Source organism: Bradyrhizobium sp. CAR08 (genome assembly GCF_052871955.1).
Map to the genome: position 1 here is coordinate 255,309 of NZ_JBIXJX010000007.1, position 17,864 is coordinate 273,172.

Genomic DNA, 17,864 nt, shown 5'->3' on the forward strand with positions numbered 1-17,864 from the left:
CAAACGCGAGTGAGGCCATGTCGGCAATCATCGCGCCTCGACCACCTCGCCATCCTCCTTCACGAACCGGCCGACGGGATTGTCCAGGAGATCGATGACGGCTTCCGAGGGCCGGCACAAGCGTGTGCCCTTGGGCGTCACCACGATTGGACGGTTGATCAGGATGGGGTGCGCGAGCATCTGGTCGATCAGCTCGTCGTCCGACCATTTGGGGTCGTGGAGGCCGAGCTCCTTGTAGGGCGTGCCTTTTTCCCGCAGCAGCGCGCGAACGGAGATGCCGAGGGCCTTGACGAGCTCGACGAGCTTTTCGCGGGACGGCGGCGTCTTCAGATACTCGATCACGTCGGGCTCGACGCCGCTCTGCCGGATCATCGCCAGCGTGTTGCGCGAGGTGCCGCAGGCGGGGTTGTGATAGATCGTGACGCTCATCGGGTTGTCTCCGCGATTGGGATGGGGCCTCGCGCCTGGGGCTGTCCGAGCAGCCAATTCATCAACAGCATGGCGGCTAAGGCTCCGCAGAGCTCCGCGAGAATGAATCCGGGCAGGTCGGCGGGACGTATGCCCGAGAACGTGTTCGTCAGCGACCTTGCGATGGCCACGGCCGGATTGGCGAATGAGGTCGAGGCCGTGAACCAATAGGCCGCCGTGATGTACAGGCCGACCAGCCAGGGGACCGCCGTCCGCTGAAACCGGATGCCGGCCAGGATCGTCGCGATGAGACCGAGGGCGGCGACGGCTTCGGCGAACCATTGCGGTCCCCCGGTTCGCACCTTCGCCGAGAAATCGAGCAGCGGCAGCCCGAACATCAGATGCGCCGCCATCGTTCCCGCGATGCCGCCGGCAACCTGCGCGACGACGTAAAGTGCGGCGTCGTTCACCGGCAGCTCGCGCCTGCCGGTGAAAACCAGCGTCACTGCCGGATTGAAGTGCGCGCCGGAGATCGGGCCCAACACCGTGATCAGGACGACCAGAATGGCGCCGGTCGGCAACGTGTTGCAGAGAAGCGCAAGCGCGACATCCTTGGTCAGCGTCTCGGCCATGATGCCGGAGCCGACCACCGTGGCAACGAGAATGCCCGTGCCCAGCGCCTCGGCTGCGAGGCGTCGCGGAAGATCGAATTGATCAGGCACGGCTCCGCTCCTTTCGTCTCGGCTTGCAGCAGGCTTGCAGGGTTTCGACGACCGGCTCGCAAACTTCCGGCCGCCCGCCGCAGCAATCCCGCAGCAGGAAGACCGCAACGTCGCGGAATTCGGCAAGGTTGGCGCGGTAGACGATCGAGCGGCTGCGCCGCTCGGAGGTGACGAGGCGTGCCCGCGTCAGGATCGACAGATGCGCCGAGAGCGTGTTCTGGGGGACCTCCAACAGCCGGGCAAGATCGCCCGCAGCGAGACCATCAGGCTCGTGCCGGACCAGCGTCCGGAAGGCCTCAAGACGGGTCGACTGGGCCAGGGCGGCGAGGGCCAGGACGGCTTCTTCGGTTTCCATATATCCAGACCTATGGAAGTATGGCGGCTCCGTCAATCCGAATCCGAAGCGCGTCACCGGCCCCAGTATTTCGAATATTCTAGAAATAGGGTTGACGGCACGGACCAGCGGGTGCATTGTGAGGCCATGAAGATCGACGACGCAGCAGCACGCCTCGAAGCTTTGGGTAACCGGACGCGACTCCAGATCTACCGGGCCCTGGTCCGGGCCGGGCACTCCGGCATGCCCGTCGGTCGCTTGCAGGACAAGCTGAAGGTACCGGCGTCGACCCTGTCGCATCACATCAAGACCCTGGTCTCGGTCGGGCTCGTCAGCCAGGTCCGGGAATCGACGACTCTGATTTGCCACGCAAACTTCGACGCGATGCGGGGTCTGGTCGATTTCCTGGCGGCGGAGTGCTGCGCAGACGAAGTCGGATGCAAGACGACGCAAACGGCGGCGTGATCTTTTTTGGCTAGTGTTGTTCGATGATTCTAGAAGTATGGGAGGAGCCGAATGAACGCTAAGACGGTCGCCATCATCGGGGCAGGGCCTGTCGGCCTCGCAGCAGCTGCGCACGTCCTGGAGCGTGGCATGTCACCCATCGTTCTGGAGGCAGGATCCGAAGCGGGGCACGCGGTGCGCCAGTGGCAGCAGGTCCAGCTCTTCTCGCCGTGGGAGTACAATGTCGACAAGGCCGCCGCGCGCCTGCTCGCGCCGACGGGATGGAATTCGCCGGACCCGAGCGCCTATCCGACCGGCGGCGAGCTGATCGATCGATATCTGACGCCGCTTGCGACGCGAACGCCATTGCGCGAGGTGATCCGGACATCCAGCCGTGTCTCCGCTATCAGCCGCGTCGGCTTCGACAAGGCGAAGACGAAGGGGCGTGAGCTGGCCCCTTTCGAAATCCGCTACCAAAACGGCAAGGGCCCCGAAGTGCTGCGCGCCGATGCCGTGATCGACACATCAGGTACATGGTTCTCGCCCAATCCTGCCGGAGGTAATGGTCTGCCCGCGATCGGCGAGCGTGAATGCGCTGGCCACATCGCCTACGGCATGCCCGATGTCCGGGGGCCCGGTCGCGCCAGATATGCCGGGAGGACCGTTGCGGTGCTCGGCGCTGGCCACTCCGCGGTGGGCACACTGATCGATCTCGTGCATCTCGCGGGCGAGGCGCCGGGGACGCAAGCTGTCTGGCTGTTGCGCGCCGCCGATCCCGCCAAGGCGTTTGGTGGCGGCCGGAATGACAAGCTCGCTGCACGCGGAGAGCTCGGCAGTGCGTTCGCTGCGCTCGTTGCCTCCGGCAAGATCAGGGTGGAAACCGAATTCGGCGTCACGCATCTGGCGGAGGCCGAAGGTCGCCTCGAGATCGCGGCTGGCTCGGATGGTGGTGCGCGAAGCGTGATCGTGGACGAGCTGATCGTCTCGACGGGCTTTCGTCCCGACTTTTCGTTCCTGTCCGAATTGCGCCTGCGGCTCGATCCCGCTATCGAGGCGCCGGTCGCCCTGGCGCCGCTGATCGATCCTAACGAGCACAGCTGCGGCACCGTGCGCCCGCACGGCGCCCGCGAGCTCGCGCACGAAGAGCCGGGCTTCTACATGGCGGGCATGAAGTCGTATGGTCGCGCGCCAACCTTTCTCATGATGACAGGATATGAGCAGGTGCGCTCGATTGCGGCCGATCTCGCCGGCGACAAGAAAGCCGCCGCAAGGGTGGAGCTCGTGCTACCGGAGACCGGCGTCTGCACGCGCGGCGGCGTCGAAGCCGCCGGCGCTGTATCAGGATGTTGCGGTGGGCCGGCGAAGCAGGAATCAACGGCCTGTTGCGCCGCCGACGAAGCAGCAAAGAAGGCCGGCGCTTCGGGGTGCGGTTGTTTATGAAGTCGGTTCTTGCGGCTGATGTCGGAGAGTTATCCATTGTGGTTCGTGCGCCGTTTCGGCGCGGGGGCGGGAGGACAGCATTCGTAACTTGAGCGGCCGGTCTCTGATCGCGGTGATGTGCATCGGCCAGGTCGGCAATCTGCTGCCGCACGTGACGCTATCCGCCAATCTGGCGCAGCATCTGATGCCGGCGTGGGGCCTCTCGGCGGCCGAAGGCGGCTTGATGGCGAGCGGTTACGCGTTCGGCTACATGCTCGCCGTGCCCGTGCTGACGACATTGACCGACCGGATCGACGCACGGCTCGTCCTGCTCTGGGGCTCGATCGTCAGCGGGCTGGCGACCGCAGCGTTCGGAATCTTCGCGCAAGGGTTTTGGTCCGCGACCGCGATCTGGTCCCTGGCAGGGCTTGGATTTGCCGGCGCCTACATGCCGGGCCTGAAGGCGCTGACGGATCGGCTTCCCGCCGGCGATAGTTCACGCGCCGTCACGCTATACACGTCGAGCTTCTCGGTCGGCGTCGGTCTCTCGTTCCTGGTCGCGCAGCTGATCGCCGACCGTTGGGGATGGCGGACCGCCTTTCTTGTCACCGGCTTCGGTCCGATCGCGATGGTCGTCGCGTGCCTTCTGATGCAGGAGCAGCGGCCCGCGCCGAAGGCGGGACGTCTCTTGAACTTCGCGCCCGTCTTCGCCAATCGCGAGGCGCTCGGATACATCTTCGGCTACGGCGCCCATTGCTTCGAGCTCTACGGCATCCGCACCTGGCTGGTCGGGTTCTGGACCTTCGTCGTCGCCCATCAAGGCGCCCCGTCGTGGCTGAGCCCCGTCGTGCTGAGCTTCTGCTTTGCGGTGATCTCGATGCCGGCCAGCATCCTCGGCAACGAGGCCGCGCTGAAATTCGGGCGCCATCGCGCGATCACGGTCGTGATGATCGCGTCGGCCTGCGTCGCGCTGGTCATCGGCCTTAACGCGACAGCGCCGGCATGGGTGCTGGCACTGCTGCTGCTCGTCTATGGCCTGACCGTGCCCGCGGATTCGGGCGCATTGACCGCCGGCATGTCGGCCGCGGCTGTGTCCGAACATCGCGGCGCGACCCTGGCTCTGCATTCGACGGTCGGCTTCGGCCTGTCGGCGGTCGGCGCCTGGGGCACCGGCGCCGCCCTCGATGCAGCCGGCGGCCCGCAGAGCGCGACCGGCTGGCTCTTGGCGTTCAGCGTCCTCGCGGTCGGGATTGCACTGGGGCCGCTGGCGCTGCTGTGGGCGCGGAAGGTGCAGCCTGGTGGGGCGAAGTCGATATGAGGTCGCGCAATTCTACTCGGCGGTGGAAAATCGATCGAGGCGCAATCGATGCCGATGATCGGTCAGAAGGCGAGCGCCTCCCGTCACGGCGGCGAGCGTCCCCAATCCCGTCCCGCCGGCGATCAAGAACATGATCAAGAGTTGATACTTGACGGCGTCGATCGGTTCGACGCCTGCAAGGATTTGACCGGTCATCATCCCCGGCAAAGAGACAAGGCCGATCGCAGCCATGCTGTTCATGATTGGCGTGAAGCCGCTTCTCAATGCGTCCCGCAGGACCGGCAGCAACGCCTGATACCGGGTACCGCCAAGAGCAAGGCAAGCTTCGACGGCGGCTCGTTCGCGCACCAGTGTATTCGTCAGCACGTCCAGGCCCAGGCTTATTCCCGTCATGGTGTTGCCCAGGATCATGCCCAACAATGGCAGCGCATAGCGCGGATGATACCACGGATCCGGGCGTAGCTCCGTCAGAAGCGCGAACATCGTGACGGTACCGGCCGCCAGCAGCATGCATCCCGCTCCTAAGCCATAGCTCCAGATACCCGGCAGGCGTCGCTTTTGCCGAGCGACGATTTCCCGTGACGCGAAGAGAACCATGATGACGGCGGCGAGGGCGGTCCAGAGCGGCGAGACCGCGGCAAACAGGAACGTCAATACGTATCCAACGAGCACCAGCTGAAGCACCATCCGCACGGTGGCGATGGCCAGCTGCTTTTCAAGCTTGAGGCGGAGAGCGAGCGAGAGAGCGCCGTCCATGACGACAAGGAGCGCGGGCAGAACCAAATCGCCGTATGCCAAGTGAATGTAACTCACGGCCGATTGTCCTCGATCCCGCCGTCGGCATTCATCACAAGGACCCTCGACCCGACGCGGCAGGCCTGGGCGTTGTCGTGAGTGCTCCAGACGACACTCGTTCCGTTCGAAATGCGTTCCGCGATCAAAGATTCCACTGCCGCCGTCGATGCCGAATCGAGGGCCGATGTCGGCTCGTCCAGGAGAAGAACCCGCGACCGCAGCATCAGCGCCCGCACCAGCCCCAGCCGTTGTCGCTCGCCGGTCGACAGTCTTTGGACCGGCCAGGGACCGCAACTGCACGGCAACCCCAGTCTCATGACCAGCGGTAAGGCATCATCCCAGCAGCTGAAGTGATCTTGCACGATGTCTGACCACCAGCCCGGCTCGGCAGCGAGGTAGGTCACCCGCTTGCGCCAAGCCGGAGCGGGCATGGCCTCCCTGAGCGTTCCGTCCAGTTCGACCATTCCTTCGTTGGGATCGAGGTCCGCGATCGAGCGAAGGAGCTGGGTCTTCCCGGCGCCAGAAGGCCCTTGCAGGGCGACGCATTCGCCGTCCTGCAAGTCGAATGAAACGGAGAGGTGCAAGCGCTTGAGCGCGCGGACCGTCAGCATGTGTCAAAGCTTGCGCCGGAGCCGATCGGCAACTCGCCTCGCGATCTCCGCCGGCGCCTCGTCCGGATAAGGATGCACCGAGCTGACATTGATCTCGCCGAGGACATAGCTGTCGGTCCCGTCGGGAAGGACCGGACCAAGCATGAAGTCGGCGTCCCAAATCGCAGGCAGGTCAAGTCGCGCAATATCCAGCAACGACGTCAGCTGGGGCGTCCACTCGTCTTCCATCAACCGACGCAGCCGCTGGAAACGCGGCTCTGCGTTCGAGGTGTAGAGGCGCGGTCCGGCCTCGGAACGGGCGGCCGGCGAGTCGACCAGGGCTTTGACCTTGTGATAGCCGAAGCCGGCACAGCGATCGCCCGCCATGTAGCAACGCACCACGCCTTCGCTTAAGCGAGGCTGGAATGGTTGGTCGATCACGCTGCCGTTCTCGAAATACTCCGCGCAACGACGGAGAAAATCATCCAGCGTCAGTTCCTCGGGCGCGTCTTTCGTCGCGTCCAGCACCTTTATCATGGAGGAGGTCGGCAGACTCTCGACCTTCCAGACGCCTTGGCCGCCATTGCCCCGGTTGCGCTTGATCACGCGCGGACCAGCGGCGAGCCGTGTCGGCAACTCGGCGCGCATGGCCTCGGCGCTTTGATATAACGCCGTGTCGCATCCCCAGCCCATCGAGCGGGTACGATAGAGTACCTCCTTGGTGCCCATCTTGAGGATGACATCGGGATGAGCGCTGACCCACACGCCCTGAGCCGCGACGTCCCGCAGCAATGCGTCGAGACCAGCGCGATCTCGACGGTCTTGAATGGGGTTGACCCAGACCAGCACGCCGTCAATCGCGAGCAATTGTTCACGAACGTCCTCGGCGAAGCTTTCATCATAGATCGCCGGCTGGGCTTCAATGCCGACGGCGGCGAGTGCTTCGAAGACGTGTACGAAGCGGCTGTTTTGCGCCGTCGCATCCCGCCGCGCGGCAGCGTCTCCGCGTGAGAGGATGGCGACGGTGTGTCGATGAGAAGGGTGTCGTTCGATGTCCATGCGCAAGCTCCACGAATGGCGTGCTGCGCAGAGCTTGGACCGAGGCCTCACGGGGAGTCTGCTTTGTCCCCACGCAAAGGACACTAGCGGGGCCGTCCGCGAGTTTCAAGACATGGCTGGCGCGGTTCCGCGGAGCGGTGAATTCTTTGTGACGTTCGTCGGCGACTTCGGTGGGCCGCCCGAAGCCTACGCCCGTTGACAGCCGCCGCCCTCGGGTTTTTACTTGGGGTTCGGGGATGTGCGATCTCCCCGTGAGGCGACATGCCCAAGCATCGCGTCCTGATCACCAAGGGCGCACCATGTCATCATACTTTCCTCGATTGCATCCAGCAGACTGGCTCGATTTCTCGGCACGGCGTCCGCGCCGGTCGCATCGCTGTGCGCATTGATGCCCGCGGCCTGTTGCGCCGTGTTGGCACCGAGTAGGGGAAGATCGCGAAACGGACTTCACTTGGGGCAGGACAAGACCAGGAGAATGATCATGCGAACACGAGCAATCTTCCGCACGGTCCTGTTGCTTGCGATCGCGGGCGTGCTGTCGAGCGCGCACGCTCTGACACAGGAGGAGTTGGTCGCCAAGATCCAGGCGGCCGGCTACGCGCAAGTCAGCGATATCAAGTCGACGGCTGAAGGCGTCACCGCCAAGGCGGTGAAGAACGGCAAGGCGGTGACGCTGGTCGTCGACAGCAGTGGTCGGGTTAAAGAGCGAAACTAAGCCGAGGAGTAGCACGATGAAAAGAATCATCTGGGCCGTGGTCGGCATTGGCGTCTGCCTTCTTGCATTTCGCTTCGGCCCCTTCATCCCGGCATATGCCCAGGATGCCGACTGGCAGAAGGTGGACGAGACCCTGGGCCGCAAGCCCGCCGTCTCGGACGACGTCCGCCGTTACGGCTTTCCCCGCACCGATCTCTCCGTGACATTGGACGGCGTCGCGATCAAGCCGGCGCTGGCGCTCGGTGGCTGGATCGCGTTCAAGCCTGCGCATAGCGGCGCCATGGTCATGGGCGATCTTGTGCTGCTCGAAACCGAGATCAATCCGGTGATGGCGAAGATGATCGCGAGCGGGCTCGAGATCACCGCCGTGCACAATCATCTGCTGCGTGCGAGCCCGGCGACGTTCTACATGCACGTCGCCGGACATGGCGACCCGGTCAAGCTGGCCGCGGCGATCCATGATGCCCTGGCCGAAAGCAAGACCCCGCTGACGGTCACGGCGCCGGCGAATCCGCCGCCCGCCATCGACCTCGACACGGCGAAGCTCGACCAGATCATCGGCGTCAAGGGGCAGGCGAACGGCGGCGTCTACCAGTTCAACGTGAAGCGGCGCGACCCCATCACGGAGGACGGCATGCTGTTGACCCCCGTCGCCGCCATGGGCGTCGCAATCGCCATCAACTTCCAGCCGACGGGCGCGGGTAGGGCGGCCATTACGGGCGACTTCGTGCTGACCAGCGACGAAGTGAACCCGGTTATCCTCGCGCTTCGGACGCGCGGCATTGAGGTGACCGCGCTGCACAGCCACATGCTGGACGAACAGCCTCGGCTCTTCTTCATGCACTTCTGGGCCAACGATGATGCCGTCAAGCTTGCGGAGGGCCTGCGCGCGGCGCTCGACAAGACGGCGAGCACGAAGAGCTGATGCGAGGCGGGAGCTGCGCGCGAAGAGGTTCGGTGAAATGCGAGCTGGCCAAATTCACGCGCAAGTATCGCATTGCAGCACTGAAACGGCTCCGACCGTTCCGAACCCAAGCTTGTATCGGTCGTTACCGTTCTACGAACGGAGGAGGTAGGCATGCGTGTCCTAGTGATCACCGCGGCAGTATTACTGTCTTGTACGCTCAGTCCCTCACGCGCCGACGAGACGGCTCCTGCACGTCAGGCGCAGGCGACCGTTCCGGTGCAGCCGGATCGAACTCCCGAGCAAGCTGAACAGGCCCGAGACCAAGACAGGAAGAACGCCGAAGACGTTAAGATCGAACGTGATTGGAAGGCGCAAGGCGGCACCGATGGCGATCGCGCCGGCCGAGCCGATCAATCGGATCAGGATCATCAAACGGTGGGACGTGATTGGCGGGCCCGGCCTGACAACGCCGAGCGCCGTTGAGCCAAAATCAATCATCTGCGGTCCAAGCCGACAGCGACATATATGGGTGACACGTTCACGAGCACCAGCAGGTGACGAGAAGCTTGGTCGGATCCGCGCCGTCTAGTGGTTAGAAACAAAGCTTCGACGGCATTGACAAATTCGACCGGCGCGTAATATTTGCCTCACGGGGAAGCGATCTCCCCGTGAGGCGACATGCCCAAGAATCGCGTCCCGGTTTCGACAAGGACGCTGCATGTCTTCCGTTTTCCGATCCCCTCTCCAAGCCCCTTTATCCGTTTCGCGCCCACCAGGGCCTCGCTGTCGGCGGTGGGATCACCGTGCCGACGGACTCTGCCGGGCGGCAGCGATCGTGAACCATCCAACTCGAAATTCATCCGTGATCTCAATGGAGGACTGCCATGACCTACGTCATGAAGCCGCTGTCGTGCGACCCGAGTCGAATCCGCGGCATGTCGGACGAAGTCCATTATCGCTTCGTCTACGACCAGGACGGCACGCTTCGAAGCTATTCGATGGGCGAGAGAAGCATCTGACATAACAACTGACGATTCGGGGATACCGAGACCTCCCCGTGAGATGGAGTCCCATCCAAGCGCTCGCCACCTCGATCCCGGGACGATCATATGGACGCACTTGGCTTCGCTATCTTTGCTCTTGCCGCCCTTGCCGGCGGCTTCGTCAGCGGCTTCTCTGGCTTCGCGATGGGCCTGGTGGTCTCTGGTGTCTGGCTGCACATCATCACGCCGATCCAGACCGCCACTTTGATCGCGGGGTACGGTCTGCTCACCCAAGGCTACGGCATTTATAGGCTGCGACATGTCCTGGATCTGCGCAGGGCATGGCCTCTCGCGCTTGGAACGGTCATCGGCATTCCGATTGGCGTTGAAATTCTCGTCTATCTCAATCCCCTCTATCTGAGGTTCGGCGTCGGTGTGTTGTTGATGATTTACTCCATTTACGGCTTGGCGCGCCCTGTGCTCGCGCCCATGAGAATCGGCACCGGAGCAGACATCGCAATAGGCATCTCGAATGGGATGCTTGGCGGGTTGACGGGGCTCGGCGGCGTGATCTCCACGATATCGTGCCAATGGCGCGGTTGGCCGAAGGATTTGCAGCGGGCCGTGTTTCAGCCGGTGCTGTTCATCGCCTTCGTGGTCATCTCCTTGTCCCAGGCGGCGGCCGGCACCATTACCAGGGAAACACTGGTGCTGTACGCGTTGGGCGTTCCCTTCATGGTCGCCGGCCTTTGGTCCGGCTTCAAGATGTTCGGGACCATCCAGGACGAGACCTTTCGCAAGGCTGTGTTGGCACTGTTGCTGTTGGCGGGGCTCTCGCTGGTCGTCTCGACCCTCCCTTTTTCCGCTGATCGATAAGGGCATCATGCCATTGAAGCGACTGGGCGTCATCGCCATCCCGAACGGACTGAACAGCGATTTCGATCACGCCGCGTTCGATCCGAAGACGCGCCGCGTCTTCACGGGGGCCTCCTGGCATTCTCCGATGAGTGATGAGTGCAGATCGAGCGCGGCAGGCCGTGCGCGAATTCAATCTTCTGCATGGGCCAGGCTTGCGCTGGCATCCATGCTGGCTTTTTTGGTGGGAGGAAATGCGATGGCCGAGACCCTGAATTTCGACAACGCTGCCGCCGGAACTTCGCCCGACGGATGGACTTTGACGATGACCGGCAAGGGACAGCCGAAATGGACCGTCGAGGCCGAGGCTACGGCGCCAAGCAAGCCGAACGTTCTCAAGCAATCCGGACGGGCGACGTTTCCCCTCGCCATCAAGCGCGATACCGCCATCCGTGATGGCTTCGTCGAGGTGAAATTCAAGGCCGTTGCCGGTTCCGAGGATCGCGCCGCGGGACTCATTTGGCGTGCGAAGGATGCCGACCACTACTACGTGGTCCGGGCTAACGCGCTGGAGGACAATGTCGTTCTCTACAAGACGATCAATGGCGTTCGAATGTCGCTCGAGATCGTGGGTCGCAGAGGCGGCTATGGCGTCAGCGCGCCGGTGTCGTCCGGGCAATGGCACCTGCTGCGCTGCGACTTTGCAGGAAGTCGGTTCAAGGTGAGCTATGACGGAAAGCAATTGTTCGAGGTGGAAGACGCCACCATTCCGGACGCGGGCATGATCGGCCTGTGGACCAAGGCAGATAGCGTGACCCTGTTCGATGATCTGACATATGGTGAGAGCAAATAGGCCTTTGGTCACCTATGCCGGAGATTGCCATGAACGTTCGATGCCTGTCGGTCGCGACGGCCCTGCTGATTGCGTCCATCTGCCCAGTACGGGCGGAGGAAGGTCTGGTCGCCTACAAATCGCTCGGTCCAGAACTGGCGCTCGATCTTGCGCGCGCTGCGTTGGCGAACTGCCGCACCCGTGGATACCAGGTTGCAGTTGCCGTCGTCGATCGCTTCGGCGTCACGCAAGTGATGTTGCGCGATCGCTTTGCAGGCCCTCACACGCCCTCGACGGCAGCAGGCAAGGCGTGGACAGCAGCCTCGTTCAAGACCAGCACGACCGAGCTCAATGCGATCAGCCGGCCGGGGATGATGCAGGCGGGCATTCGCAACCTTCCCGGAGCGGTCGTCATTGCCGGAGGACTGATCGTTGAAGCCGGCGGCTCCCTGGTCGGAGCGGTCGGCGTGTCCGGCGCGCCGGGCGGTGACGCGGACGAAGCGTGCGCGAAAGCCGGAATTGATGCCATACGCGACAAGCTGGACTTCTGAGAAGACGTCAAGATCGCGGTCAAAAAGTCCTTCGGCCTTTCACGAGCCTGGCGGCCGTCTGATCCACAGGGACAAGCAGACGCGCCGCCTTCGCACGCGCAGGTGTGGGGCGCTCACCGACAGGAATCGACAATATCCGATTTGTCGCGCCAACCTGAGAAGTAACACCGTCGAGCTTCCCCAACGATTGTTCTCGACAAGCCGATGTCCGCGAGAAGCCGGTCATCCAGTTCGAGAAGCTCGTCGTATTGGCGGCGCCGTGTGATGCCGTCCAGCAGCGCGAGCGTGAGTTTCCAGAACCATGCAGGGCTTGGAGAAGGAACGAAGGCTGCGCTGGATGTGCCGATTGAGCCAGTGGTGCTGTCGCAAGACATGTTTCACCTCCATAATGGAGCGAAACAACGCTTGGCTCGAAAGCTGGTCGGGCGGTTGTGTTTGACCCGATGGCCTTTTCTATCATGCTCGTCTCTGCCGCACAAGCGATCCGCTGATCTGGAAGCTGGAGGCGTCGCTGGAGTGCCGGTCATGCTGAAAGGAACGTTCGGCGCCGCCCGTCCCTGGATCAAGCTGACCGCAACGCGGAGCATCACACCCTGCAAATGAGTGTATCCGACCGAGGAGCACTGATCGGAGCGCCGCCTGATGGTTGAGATCCTCGCTCCCTCACTGGTACAACTGAGATCCAGATCCCGACAGAGGCATGCAACGCACGAAGCAGCACCACGGAACAATAAAAAGACTTCGCGGTTAAACGGTTTCCCCCGACACCGGAGTCGACCATTTGCAAGCCCATCAGTCAAAACTTGACGGGATCGACGATACTGCGCGCCTTCAACTGCTCATTGACGCAATCGTTGATTACGCCATCTACATGATCGACCTCGACGGCACAGTCCGCAGCTGGAACTCCGGTGCCCAGCGGTTGAAGGGCTACTCGCCCGACGAAATCATCGGCAAGTCGTTCGCATCCTTCTATACGCCAGATGATCGCGCCAATGGGCTTCCAGAGCGCGCCTTGAGCGTCGCAGCACGAGAAGGCCGCTTCAGTGCCGAAGGATGGAGAGTCCGCAAGGACGGAAGCCGTTTCTGGGCATCGGTCATCATCGATGCCGTCCGCAATCAAGCCGGCGAAGTGATCGGCTTCGCCAAGGTCACGCGAGATGTTACCGAACGTCAGGAAGCCCATGAAGAGCTTCTCAATAGTGAGCGGCGCTATCGCCAGCTAATCGAGGCCGTGGTCGATTACGCGATCTTTCAGCTCGACCCACTGGGCAACGTGACAACCTGGAATCCCGGAGCAGAGCGGATCAAGGGCTACGCGCCGCCGGAGATCATCGGTCAGCATTTTAGCGCTTTTTACACGCCCGAAGACATCGAACTCGGTGTGCCCAAGCGTGCGCTTTCAGAGGCGGCGGAGCATGGTCGCTTCGAGGCGGAAGGCTGGCGCCTGCGAAAAGACGGCTCCCGCTTCTGGGCATCCGTCATCATCGATCGCATCACGGACGAGGCCGGAAACATTGTCGGGTTCGCCAAAGTCACGCGCGACGTTACGGACCGGAAGCGCGCCGAGGACGAGCTCAAGCACGTTCAGGAGCAACTCGCCGCATCCCAAAAGCTGGAAGCGGTGGGGCAACTCAGCGGTGGCATCGCGCACGACTTCAACAATCTGCTCATGATCGTCCTTGGCAATCTCGAAACAGCTGAGCGGCACGCCAAGGCGCCCGGAGCCAATCTGAACCGGGCGCTCGCAAACGCGAAGCGCGGCGCACAGAGAGCCGCGGCGTTAACCAGTCGCTTGTTGGCATTTTCGCGCCGACAAGCGCTCGATCCCAGGCCAATCAACGTAAACAACTACGTCAATGGCCTGCAGGAATTTCTTCAGCGCACGCTCGGAGAGCGCATCGAAGTCCAGACCGTCGGAAGTGCGGGTCTTTGGGAAATCGAAGCCGACGCCAATCATCTGGAGTCAGCCATCGTCAACCTGGCAATCAACGCTCGTGACGCCATGCCCGACGGCGGAAAGCTGACTTTGGAAGCAGCCAACATCTCCGCCGACGATGATTACTGCCGGCTCAATCCTGAACTGGCGCCCGGTCAGTACGTCGCCATTTGCGTGACTGACACCGGAGGCGGAATGTCGCGGGACGTTCTCAGTCACGCCTTTGAACCCTTCTTTACGACAAAGGAGCCGGGCCACGGCACCGGCCTTGGCCTGAGCCAGGTCTACGGCTTCGTCAAGCAATCCGGAGGCCACGCAAAAATCTACAGCGAGGTGGGGCAAGGCACCACCATCAAGATGTACTTTCCGCGCTTCTCCGGAAGCACACGGCCCGAAGAAATCGCACCTGAGGAAATTGCCGAGGGTGAGCTATCCGAGACCGTTCTCGTCGTCGAGGACGATGAGGATCTGCGCGTCTATATTTCTGACGTCCTGCGGGATCTCAACTATCGCGTCCTCTCGGCCCGCAGCGCTCAGGCCGCTCTGACCATTCTCCTGCAAGACGATTCGAAGGTGGACCTTCTTCTCACTGACGTGGTCATGCCGGGGATCAATGGTCGCGAGCTCGGCAGGCGCGCGCATCAAATTAGACCGGGACTGAAGATCCTGTACATGACGGGCTATTCGCGTAATGCCGTGGTCCATCAGGGAAGGCTTGATGAAGGTGTCAACCTGCTGGAGAAGCCAATCTCGCAAGCAAAACTGGCGCTGAAGGTGCGAGAGATTCTGGATCAGTTTGAATGACCAGGGTCTGACCAGCGGTACTATCCTGACCGCCGGCCGGCGGCGGCCACCGTAGCACCGTCCGTTCTCTGGGCCTTAGCCGTCATCCCTTCCCTGACTGCCTGGTGCCTCAACGGCACCAGGATTCCCATACTGCGCTCACCCTGAGGGAGTGGATCGGTAGCCGGGACTTCCCCGCTTGACCTTTTTTCGCGCCGTGAGATTTTTAAGGGTCCGAAAAAAGCCGGGGGCGGCGATGAAACTGTTGAACGAATACCTGGAGCGTGCCGTCGGTCTGGAGAAATTGGCGGCGGGCGAGCAGGATTCGACCTTCAAAACTCAGCTGTTGAACCAGGCCGCGGCTTACAGAAAGCTGGCGGCAAAGCGCGCCTTGGAATACGGACTGCCGCCACCAAGCCCGCCAGAAGACCCGCCGCAGCCCTGAGAGAGTTAAAAGATCGATCTGGATCAGGGCCGCCTGCGGCCGTGCGGCTGGTCAGCGAGGGCGACGAGGCCCGGTGGCGCATCCTCCAAGAGTATGTCGTGGGCTTTCGCGAATTGATCGGGAAGTCGCGCAAGAAGCTGCACTCCCGAAGTCGAGCTGACATCCGTTGGGCGGGGGACCCTTGCTCCCTGTGTTCAAAATGGAACATAACTCTTTATCGCGAGTTCCTTCCCGATCGCACAGCGGGGTGCGCAGGGGGCCAGCATGCAAGGGACGGGAGTTACTATCCTCGTCGTCGAAGACGAACAGCTTATCCGCGACATGGTGGCCGACGCATTGTCAGATGGCGGCTTTGAAGCCGAAGTCGCCGTCAGCGGGGAGGATGCAGTTAGTCTTCTGCAGGGCAACCAAACCAAGTATCGCGCACTCGTTACCGATATAAATTTGTTCGGAAAGCTCGATGGCTGGCAAGTCGGCCATCGCGCCAGGGAGCTAAATCCGGACATCTCTGTGATTTACATGACAGGCGCGGCGGCCGATCAATGGCCCGCCCGCGGCGTGCCCAACAGCATCTTGCTGACCAAGCCATTTGCACCTGCGCAAATCGTGACCGCCGTAGCTCAACTTCTGAATACCGGAACTCCGCCCGCGCAGTCCTGAGGGGAGTGGACGAAGCCTTCTCCGACCGAGGCAGCCTTAGTTCTTCGTCAAGGGCTTGGGCGGCTCTTCGGCCATGGCCTCGACATCAATGGCAGGAAGCTCGCCGGTGCGGTCTTTCAGGTCTGCCGCACGCTGGACCAAGCCAGCAGCGACCGTGGGATTTTTTGTTGTTTTTGCCATGCGCAGCAATGCCGCTGCGGCCTCACGGGCGAACTGATTTAAGCGCGACACGGTTGGACATCCGACACTTAGCTGACGTGGAATGATTCAAGGGTCGAATATTCGTTCCGAATCGGCTTAAAAATGCGCGCACGACACAAGAAGGGCTTCAGCTCGGGGCTGGGCCAGCTGAGGTCCTTCGTGTGTCGGCACCACGTTATTTGAGGTGCGGTTGCGAATGATGCCCAACCAAAGAAGTGGTTCTTGGTTCCCGTTATCAGCCCAAATTTCGAAAAAAAACGGGCCCCAGCTCGCGGGGCTATTGGGGGCATGGAGCTGGGGCCACTCGGGGTCGCCCTTGGGGAAGGGCATCGGGAAAACTTGGCAATCGCAGGAATGTTCCTGTCCTTTTCCAAAGAGCGAGTGTGTAGATCAACCGCACGGCCGCGACTTGAGACGTCCTCGTGAACGACTTTTACGACCCCTGAGCCCCGGTCCTCTGGGGGGCACACCGCGTTGCAAACTCACTATGATGGATCGAAGCCGCGCAGAGTCGTTGGGCGACCAGTCCTGCAATAGTGAGAGGCGCGGTGATCCACAGCGCTACGAAACCAAGGCGTGTGCGCTGTCGAATTCATACGAAGGGCCAGATCCGGGCGCGACGTCCTCGGGACTACGCGCCCACATCGCAAGACGGCGATGCTCGGTCTGACTTAACGTACGCGCCTTATTCGGACACAGCGAGAACGGTCAGGCCCCTGGTGCGCTTGTGGGGCGTCTCGAAGTCGATCCGCTGTCCCGGCGATAGGCCGATCAAGGCCGCTCCAACAGGCGTCAGGACCGAGATCCGACTGAGCTCGATGTTTGCCTCATGCGGATAGACCAGCACGATCTCTCGGCTCGCACCCGTCTCGTCATCGCGATAGGTCACTTTCGATCCCATCCTGATCACGCCTCGCAAGTTGTTCTCGTCCGTCACCGTGGCACGTTCCATCTCTCGAGCCAGAAAATGGGCCACTCGCGGAAACAGATCCATGCTCGAATGGGCCAAGGAACTGAGGCGCCGTGATTCGTCCTCAGTAATCTTGATCGGCGGCAACGCCGGCTGTTCTCGCCGGCTCTCAGCTTCGAAATTGCGCATTGGTCGCTCCTATGCTGCAGTTGGTCCGGGGTCGTCATCGAACGGGTTGCCTGACCGCGTCGGCCCTCTCCGGAAGAATGGGACGACCTTTGAATCCGATGGGGTCAGGCTTTGGACCCTGACGACATTCAGACATCCGGCGACGAAGTACGGCATCTGATCGCCGACCCGCAGTCCGATCAAAGCTGTACCCAGCGGGGTCAACACCGAAATGCAGGCGGGATCCGACCAGCACTCCTCAGGCCAGACCAGTTGCACGGCGCGACGCGGAGCGCCCCAATTCGTGCAATGGGTGACCCATGATCCGATCGTCACGAAAGGACGGACGTTGTCCGTTTCGTCCGCGACGATATCGGCGCGGTTGATTTCGCCCATGAGGAATATCCCGTCCAAATCTCCTTTTTGGACGGCGAGCCGGGCGAGCTGTTCGAGCCGCGGATAGTCTGATGAGGTCAGTGCAATTTTTGGAAGAGGCAGCACGGCGCACTCCTTCTGCTTCAAGACGACCTCTCGACTGGAGGTCACGAAAGCTGGAAAAGGGCCCGGACGGCGCGAACACCGCCCGGCTAACCGCCTGCTTGGAGGCGGCCGGCGTGAAGAGCAAAACGCGCGGTGCGCGCATCAATGTCGATGACATAAGCCATGATGCTCTGACTATAGTGGTTCATTTCCCTGGAAACATTGCGACGAAACCGCACAGCACCTGTGCACGCGAAGTATCGAGAGGAGACAAGGAGCGTCATTGAAGTGAGACATCGAACAAGCACGCGGGTCTACCCAGCTGCGCAAGAACGTGCGTCGAAGA

At 62.1% G+C, this 17,864-nt stretch carries 23 protein-coding genes; 13 read left to right on the plus strand and 10 right to left on the minus strand.

The genetic code is table 11. The features are described 5' to 3' along the window. Positions 1-27: 27 nt before the first annotated feature. The 3 genes from arsC to ACIPUD_RS17090 are packed head-to-tail and all read right to left on the minus strand — an operon-like array spanning position 28 to position 1,485. Positions 28-429, minus strand: coding sequence for an arsenate reductase (glutaredoxin) (gene arsC / locus ACIPUD_RS17080; protein ID WP_018458501.1), 402 nt, complete (start codon positions 427-429; stop codon positions 28-30). Then, positions 426-1,130, minus strand: coding sequence for an aquaporin (locus ACIPUD_RS17085; RefSeq protein WP_446481201.1), 705 nt, complete (start codon positions 1,128-1,130; stop codon positions 426-428). Before ACIPUD_RS17085 ends, arsC begins: the two co-directional genes overlap by 4 nt. Then, complete coding sequence (locus ACIPUD_RS17090) at positions 1,123-1,485, minus strand: ArsR/SmtB family transcription factor (protein WP_446481202.1); 363 nt, start codon at positions 1,483-1,485, stop codon at positions 1,123-1,125. Before ACIPUD_RS17090 ends, ACIPUD_RS17085 begins: the two co-directional genes overlap by 8 nt. Positions 1,486-1,611: 126 nt before the next feature. On the opposite strand from ACIPUD_RS17090, the gene ACIPUD_RS17095 reads away from it, so the two are divergent. From ACIPUD_RS17095 to ACIPUD_RS17105, 3 genes are all read left to right on the plus strand, one after another. Continuing rightward, on the plus strand, positions 1,612-1,929 hold the full coding sequence (locus tag ACIPUD_RS17095) for an ArsR/SmtB family transcription factor (RefSeq protein ID WP_018458504.1): 318 nt from the start codon (positions 1,612-1,614) through the stop codon (positions 1,927-1,929). Positions 1,930-1,980: 51 nt separating this feature from the next. After that, the gene (locus ACIPUD_RS17100) at positions 1,981-3,348 is read left to right on the plus strand and encodes an NAD(P)-binding domain-containing protein (protein ID WP_446481203.1); all 1,368 of its coding nucleotides are present in this window, start codon (positions 1,981-1,983) and stop codon (positions 3,346-3,348) included. A 115-nt stretch (positions 3,349-3,463) separates the two neighbouring features. After that, positions 3,464-4,645 (plus strand): MFS transporter, encoded by a 1,182-nt coding sequence (locus tag ACIPUD_RS17105; protein WP_247456219.1) that lies wholly within the window; start codon positions 3,464-3,466, stop codon positions 4,643-4,645. A 12-nt stretch (positions 4,646-4,657) separates the two neighbouring features. On the opposite strand, the gene ACIPUD_RS17110 is transcribed toward ACIPUD_RS17105, so the two are convergent. The 3 genes from ACIPUD_RS17110 to ACIPUD_RS17120 are packed head-to-tail and all read right to left on the minus strand — an operon-like array spanning position 4,658 to position 7,089. After that, positions 4,658-5,458: an ABC transporter permease gene (locus ACIPUD_RS17110; RefSeq protein WP_085395540.1), complete on the minus strand. Its 801-nt coding sequence runs from the start codon at positions 5,456-5,458 to the stop codon at positions 4,658-4,660. Beyond that, the gene (locus ACIPUD_RS17115) at positions 5,455-6,051 is read right to left on the minus strand and encodes an ABC transporter ATP-binding protein (RefSeq protein ID WP_085395539.1); all 597 of its coding nucleotides are present in this window, start codon (positions 6,049-6,051) and stop codon (positions 5,455-5,457) included. The genes ACIPUD_RS17110 and ACIPUD_RS17115 overlap by 4 nt, the downstream gene beginning before the upstream one ends. Before the next feature lie 3 nt (positions 6,052-6,054). Next, positions 6,055-7,089, minus strand: a complete 1,035-nt coding sequence (locus tag ACIPUD_RS17120; RefSeq protein ID WP_204510700.1) for a Cj0069 family protein — start codon at positions 7,087-7,089, stop codon at positions 6,055-6,057. A gap of 481 nt (positions 7,090-7,570) precedes the next feature. Between ACIPUD_RS17120 and ACIPUD_RS17125 the strand changes: the two genes are divergently transcribed. The 7 genes from ACIPUD_RS17125 to ACIPUD_RS17155 all read left to right on the plus strand — a co-directional run bounded on the left by ACIPUD_RS17125 (position 7,571) and on the right by ACIPUD_RS17155 (position 11,932). Further along, on the plus strand, positions 7,571-7,804 hold the full coding sequence (locus ACIPUD_RS17125) for a hypothetical protein (protein WP_026233600.1): 234 nt from the start codon (positions 7,571-7,573) through the stop codon (positions 7,802-7,804). 16 nt (positions 7,805-7,820) lie between these two features. Then, on the plus strand, positions 7,821-8,729 hold the full coding sequence (locus ACIPUD_RS17130; protein ID WP_094183500.1) for a DUF1259 domain-containing protein: 909 nt from the start codon (positions 7,821-7,823) through the stop codon (positions 8,727-8,729). 153 nt (positions 8,730-8,882) lie between these two features. Continuing rightward, complete coding sequence (locus ACIPUD_RS17135; RefSeq protein WP_231188696.1) at positions 8,883-9,194, plus strand: conotoxin; 312 nt, start codon at positions 8,883-8,885, stop codon at positions 9,192-9,194. A gap of 401 nt (positions 9,195-9,595) precedes the next feature. Beyond that, complete coding sequence (locus ACIPUD_RS17140; RefSeq protein WP_018458516.1) at positions 9,596-9,730, plus strand: hypothetical protein; 135 nt, start codon at positions 9,596-9,598, stop codon at positions 9,728-9,730. A gap of 90 nt (positions 9,731-9,820) precedes the next feature. After that, positions 9,821-10,570, plus strand: coding sequence for a sulfite exporter TauE/SafE family protein (locus ACIPUD_RS17145; RefSeq protein ID WP_446481204.1), 750 nt, complete (start codon positions 9,821-9,823; stop codon positions 10,568-10,570). A 238-nt stretch (positions 10,571-10,808) separates the two neighbouring features. Beyond that, entirely contained in the window at positions 10,809-11,402 is a 594-nt protein-coding gene (locus ACIPUD_RS17150; protein WP_245329517.1) for a hypothetical protein, read from the plus strand. A 29-nt stretch (positions 11,403-11,431) separates the two neighbouring features. Further along, entirely contained in the window at positions 11,432-11,932 is a 501-nt protein-coding gene (locus tag ACIPUD_RS17155) for a GlcG/HbpS family heme-binding protein (protein ID WP_446481226.1), read from the plus strand. 113 nt (positions 11,933-12,045) lie between these two features. Here the strand turns inward: ACIPUD_RS17155 and ACIPUD_RS17160 are convergent, their stop codons facing one another. Then, positions 12,046-12,306 (minus strand): DUF1127 domain-containing protein, encoded by a 261-nt coding sequence (locus tag ACIPUD_RS17160; RefSeq protein ID WP_083926524.1) that lies wholly within the window; start codon positions 12,304-12,306, stop codon positions 12,046-12,048. Positions 12,307-12,713: 407 nt separating this feature from the next. Here ACIPUD_RS17160 and ACIPUD_RS17165 point away from each other — a divergent pair, with 407 nt between their 5' ends. The 3 genes from ACIPUD_RS17165 (at position 12,714) to ACIPUD_RS17175 (ending at position 15,759) form a co-directional block, all read left to right on the plus strand. After that, a complete protein-coding gene (locus tag ACIPUD_RS17165) occupies positions 12,714-14,675 on the plus strand; it encodes a hybrid sensor histidine kinase/response regulator (RefSeq protein ID WP_247394534.1) in 1,962 nt (653 codons plus the stop codon). A 235-nt stretch (positions 14,676-14,910) separates the two neighbouring features. Then, entirely contained in the window at positions 14,911-15,099 is a 189-nt protein-coding gene (locus ACIPUD_RS17170; RefSeq protein WP_018458521.1) for a hypothetical protein, read from the plus strand. Positions 15,100-15,363: 264 nt separating this feature from the next. After that, entirely contained in the window at positions 15,364-15,759 is a 396-nt protein-coding gene (locus ACIPUD_RS17175; protein ID WP_446481205.1) for a response regulator, read from the plus strand. A gap of 36 nt (positions 15,760-15,795) precedes the next feature. Here the strand turns inward: ACIPUD_RS17175 and ACIPUD_RS17180 are convergent, their stop codons facing one another. From ACIPUD_RS17180 to ACIPUD_RS17190, 3 genes are all read right to left on the minus strand, one after another. Beyond that, positions 15,796-15,990, minus strand: a complete 195-nt coding sequence (locus ACIPUD_RS17180; RefSeq protein ID WP_026233604.1) for a hypothetical protein — start codon at positions 15,988-15,990, stop codon at positions 15,796-15,798. Between the two features lie 655 nt (positions 15,991-16,645). Next, positions 16,646-17,059 carry a nucleoside diphosphate kinase regulator gene (gene rnk / locus ACIPUD_RS17185; protein ID WP_446481206.1) on the minus strand — a complete coding sequence of 138 codons (414 nt, stop codon included), beginning with the start codon at positions 17,057-17,059 and terminating at the stop codon, positions 16,646-16,648. Positions 17,060-17,068: 9 nt separating this feature from the next. Next, complete coding sequence (locus ACIPUD_RS17190) at positions 17,069-17,560, minus strand: GreA/GreB family elongation factor (protein ID WP_446481207.1); 492 nt, start codon at positions 17,558-17,560, stop codon at positions 17,069-17,071. Positions 17,561-17,864 lie beyond the last annotated feature (304 nt).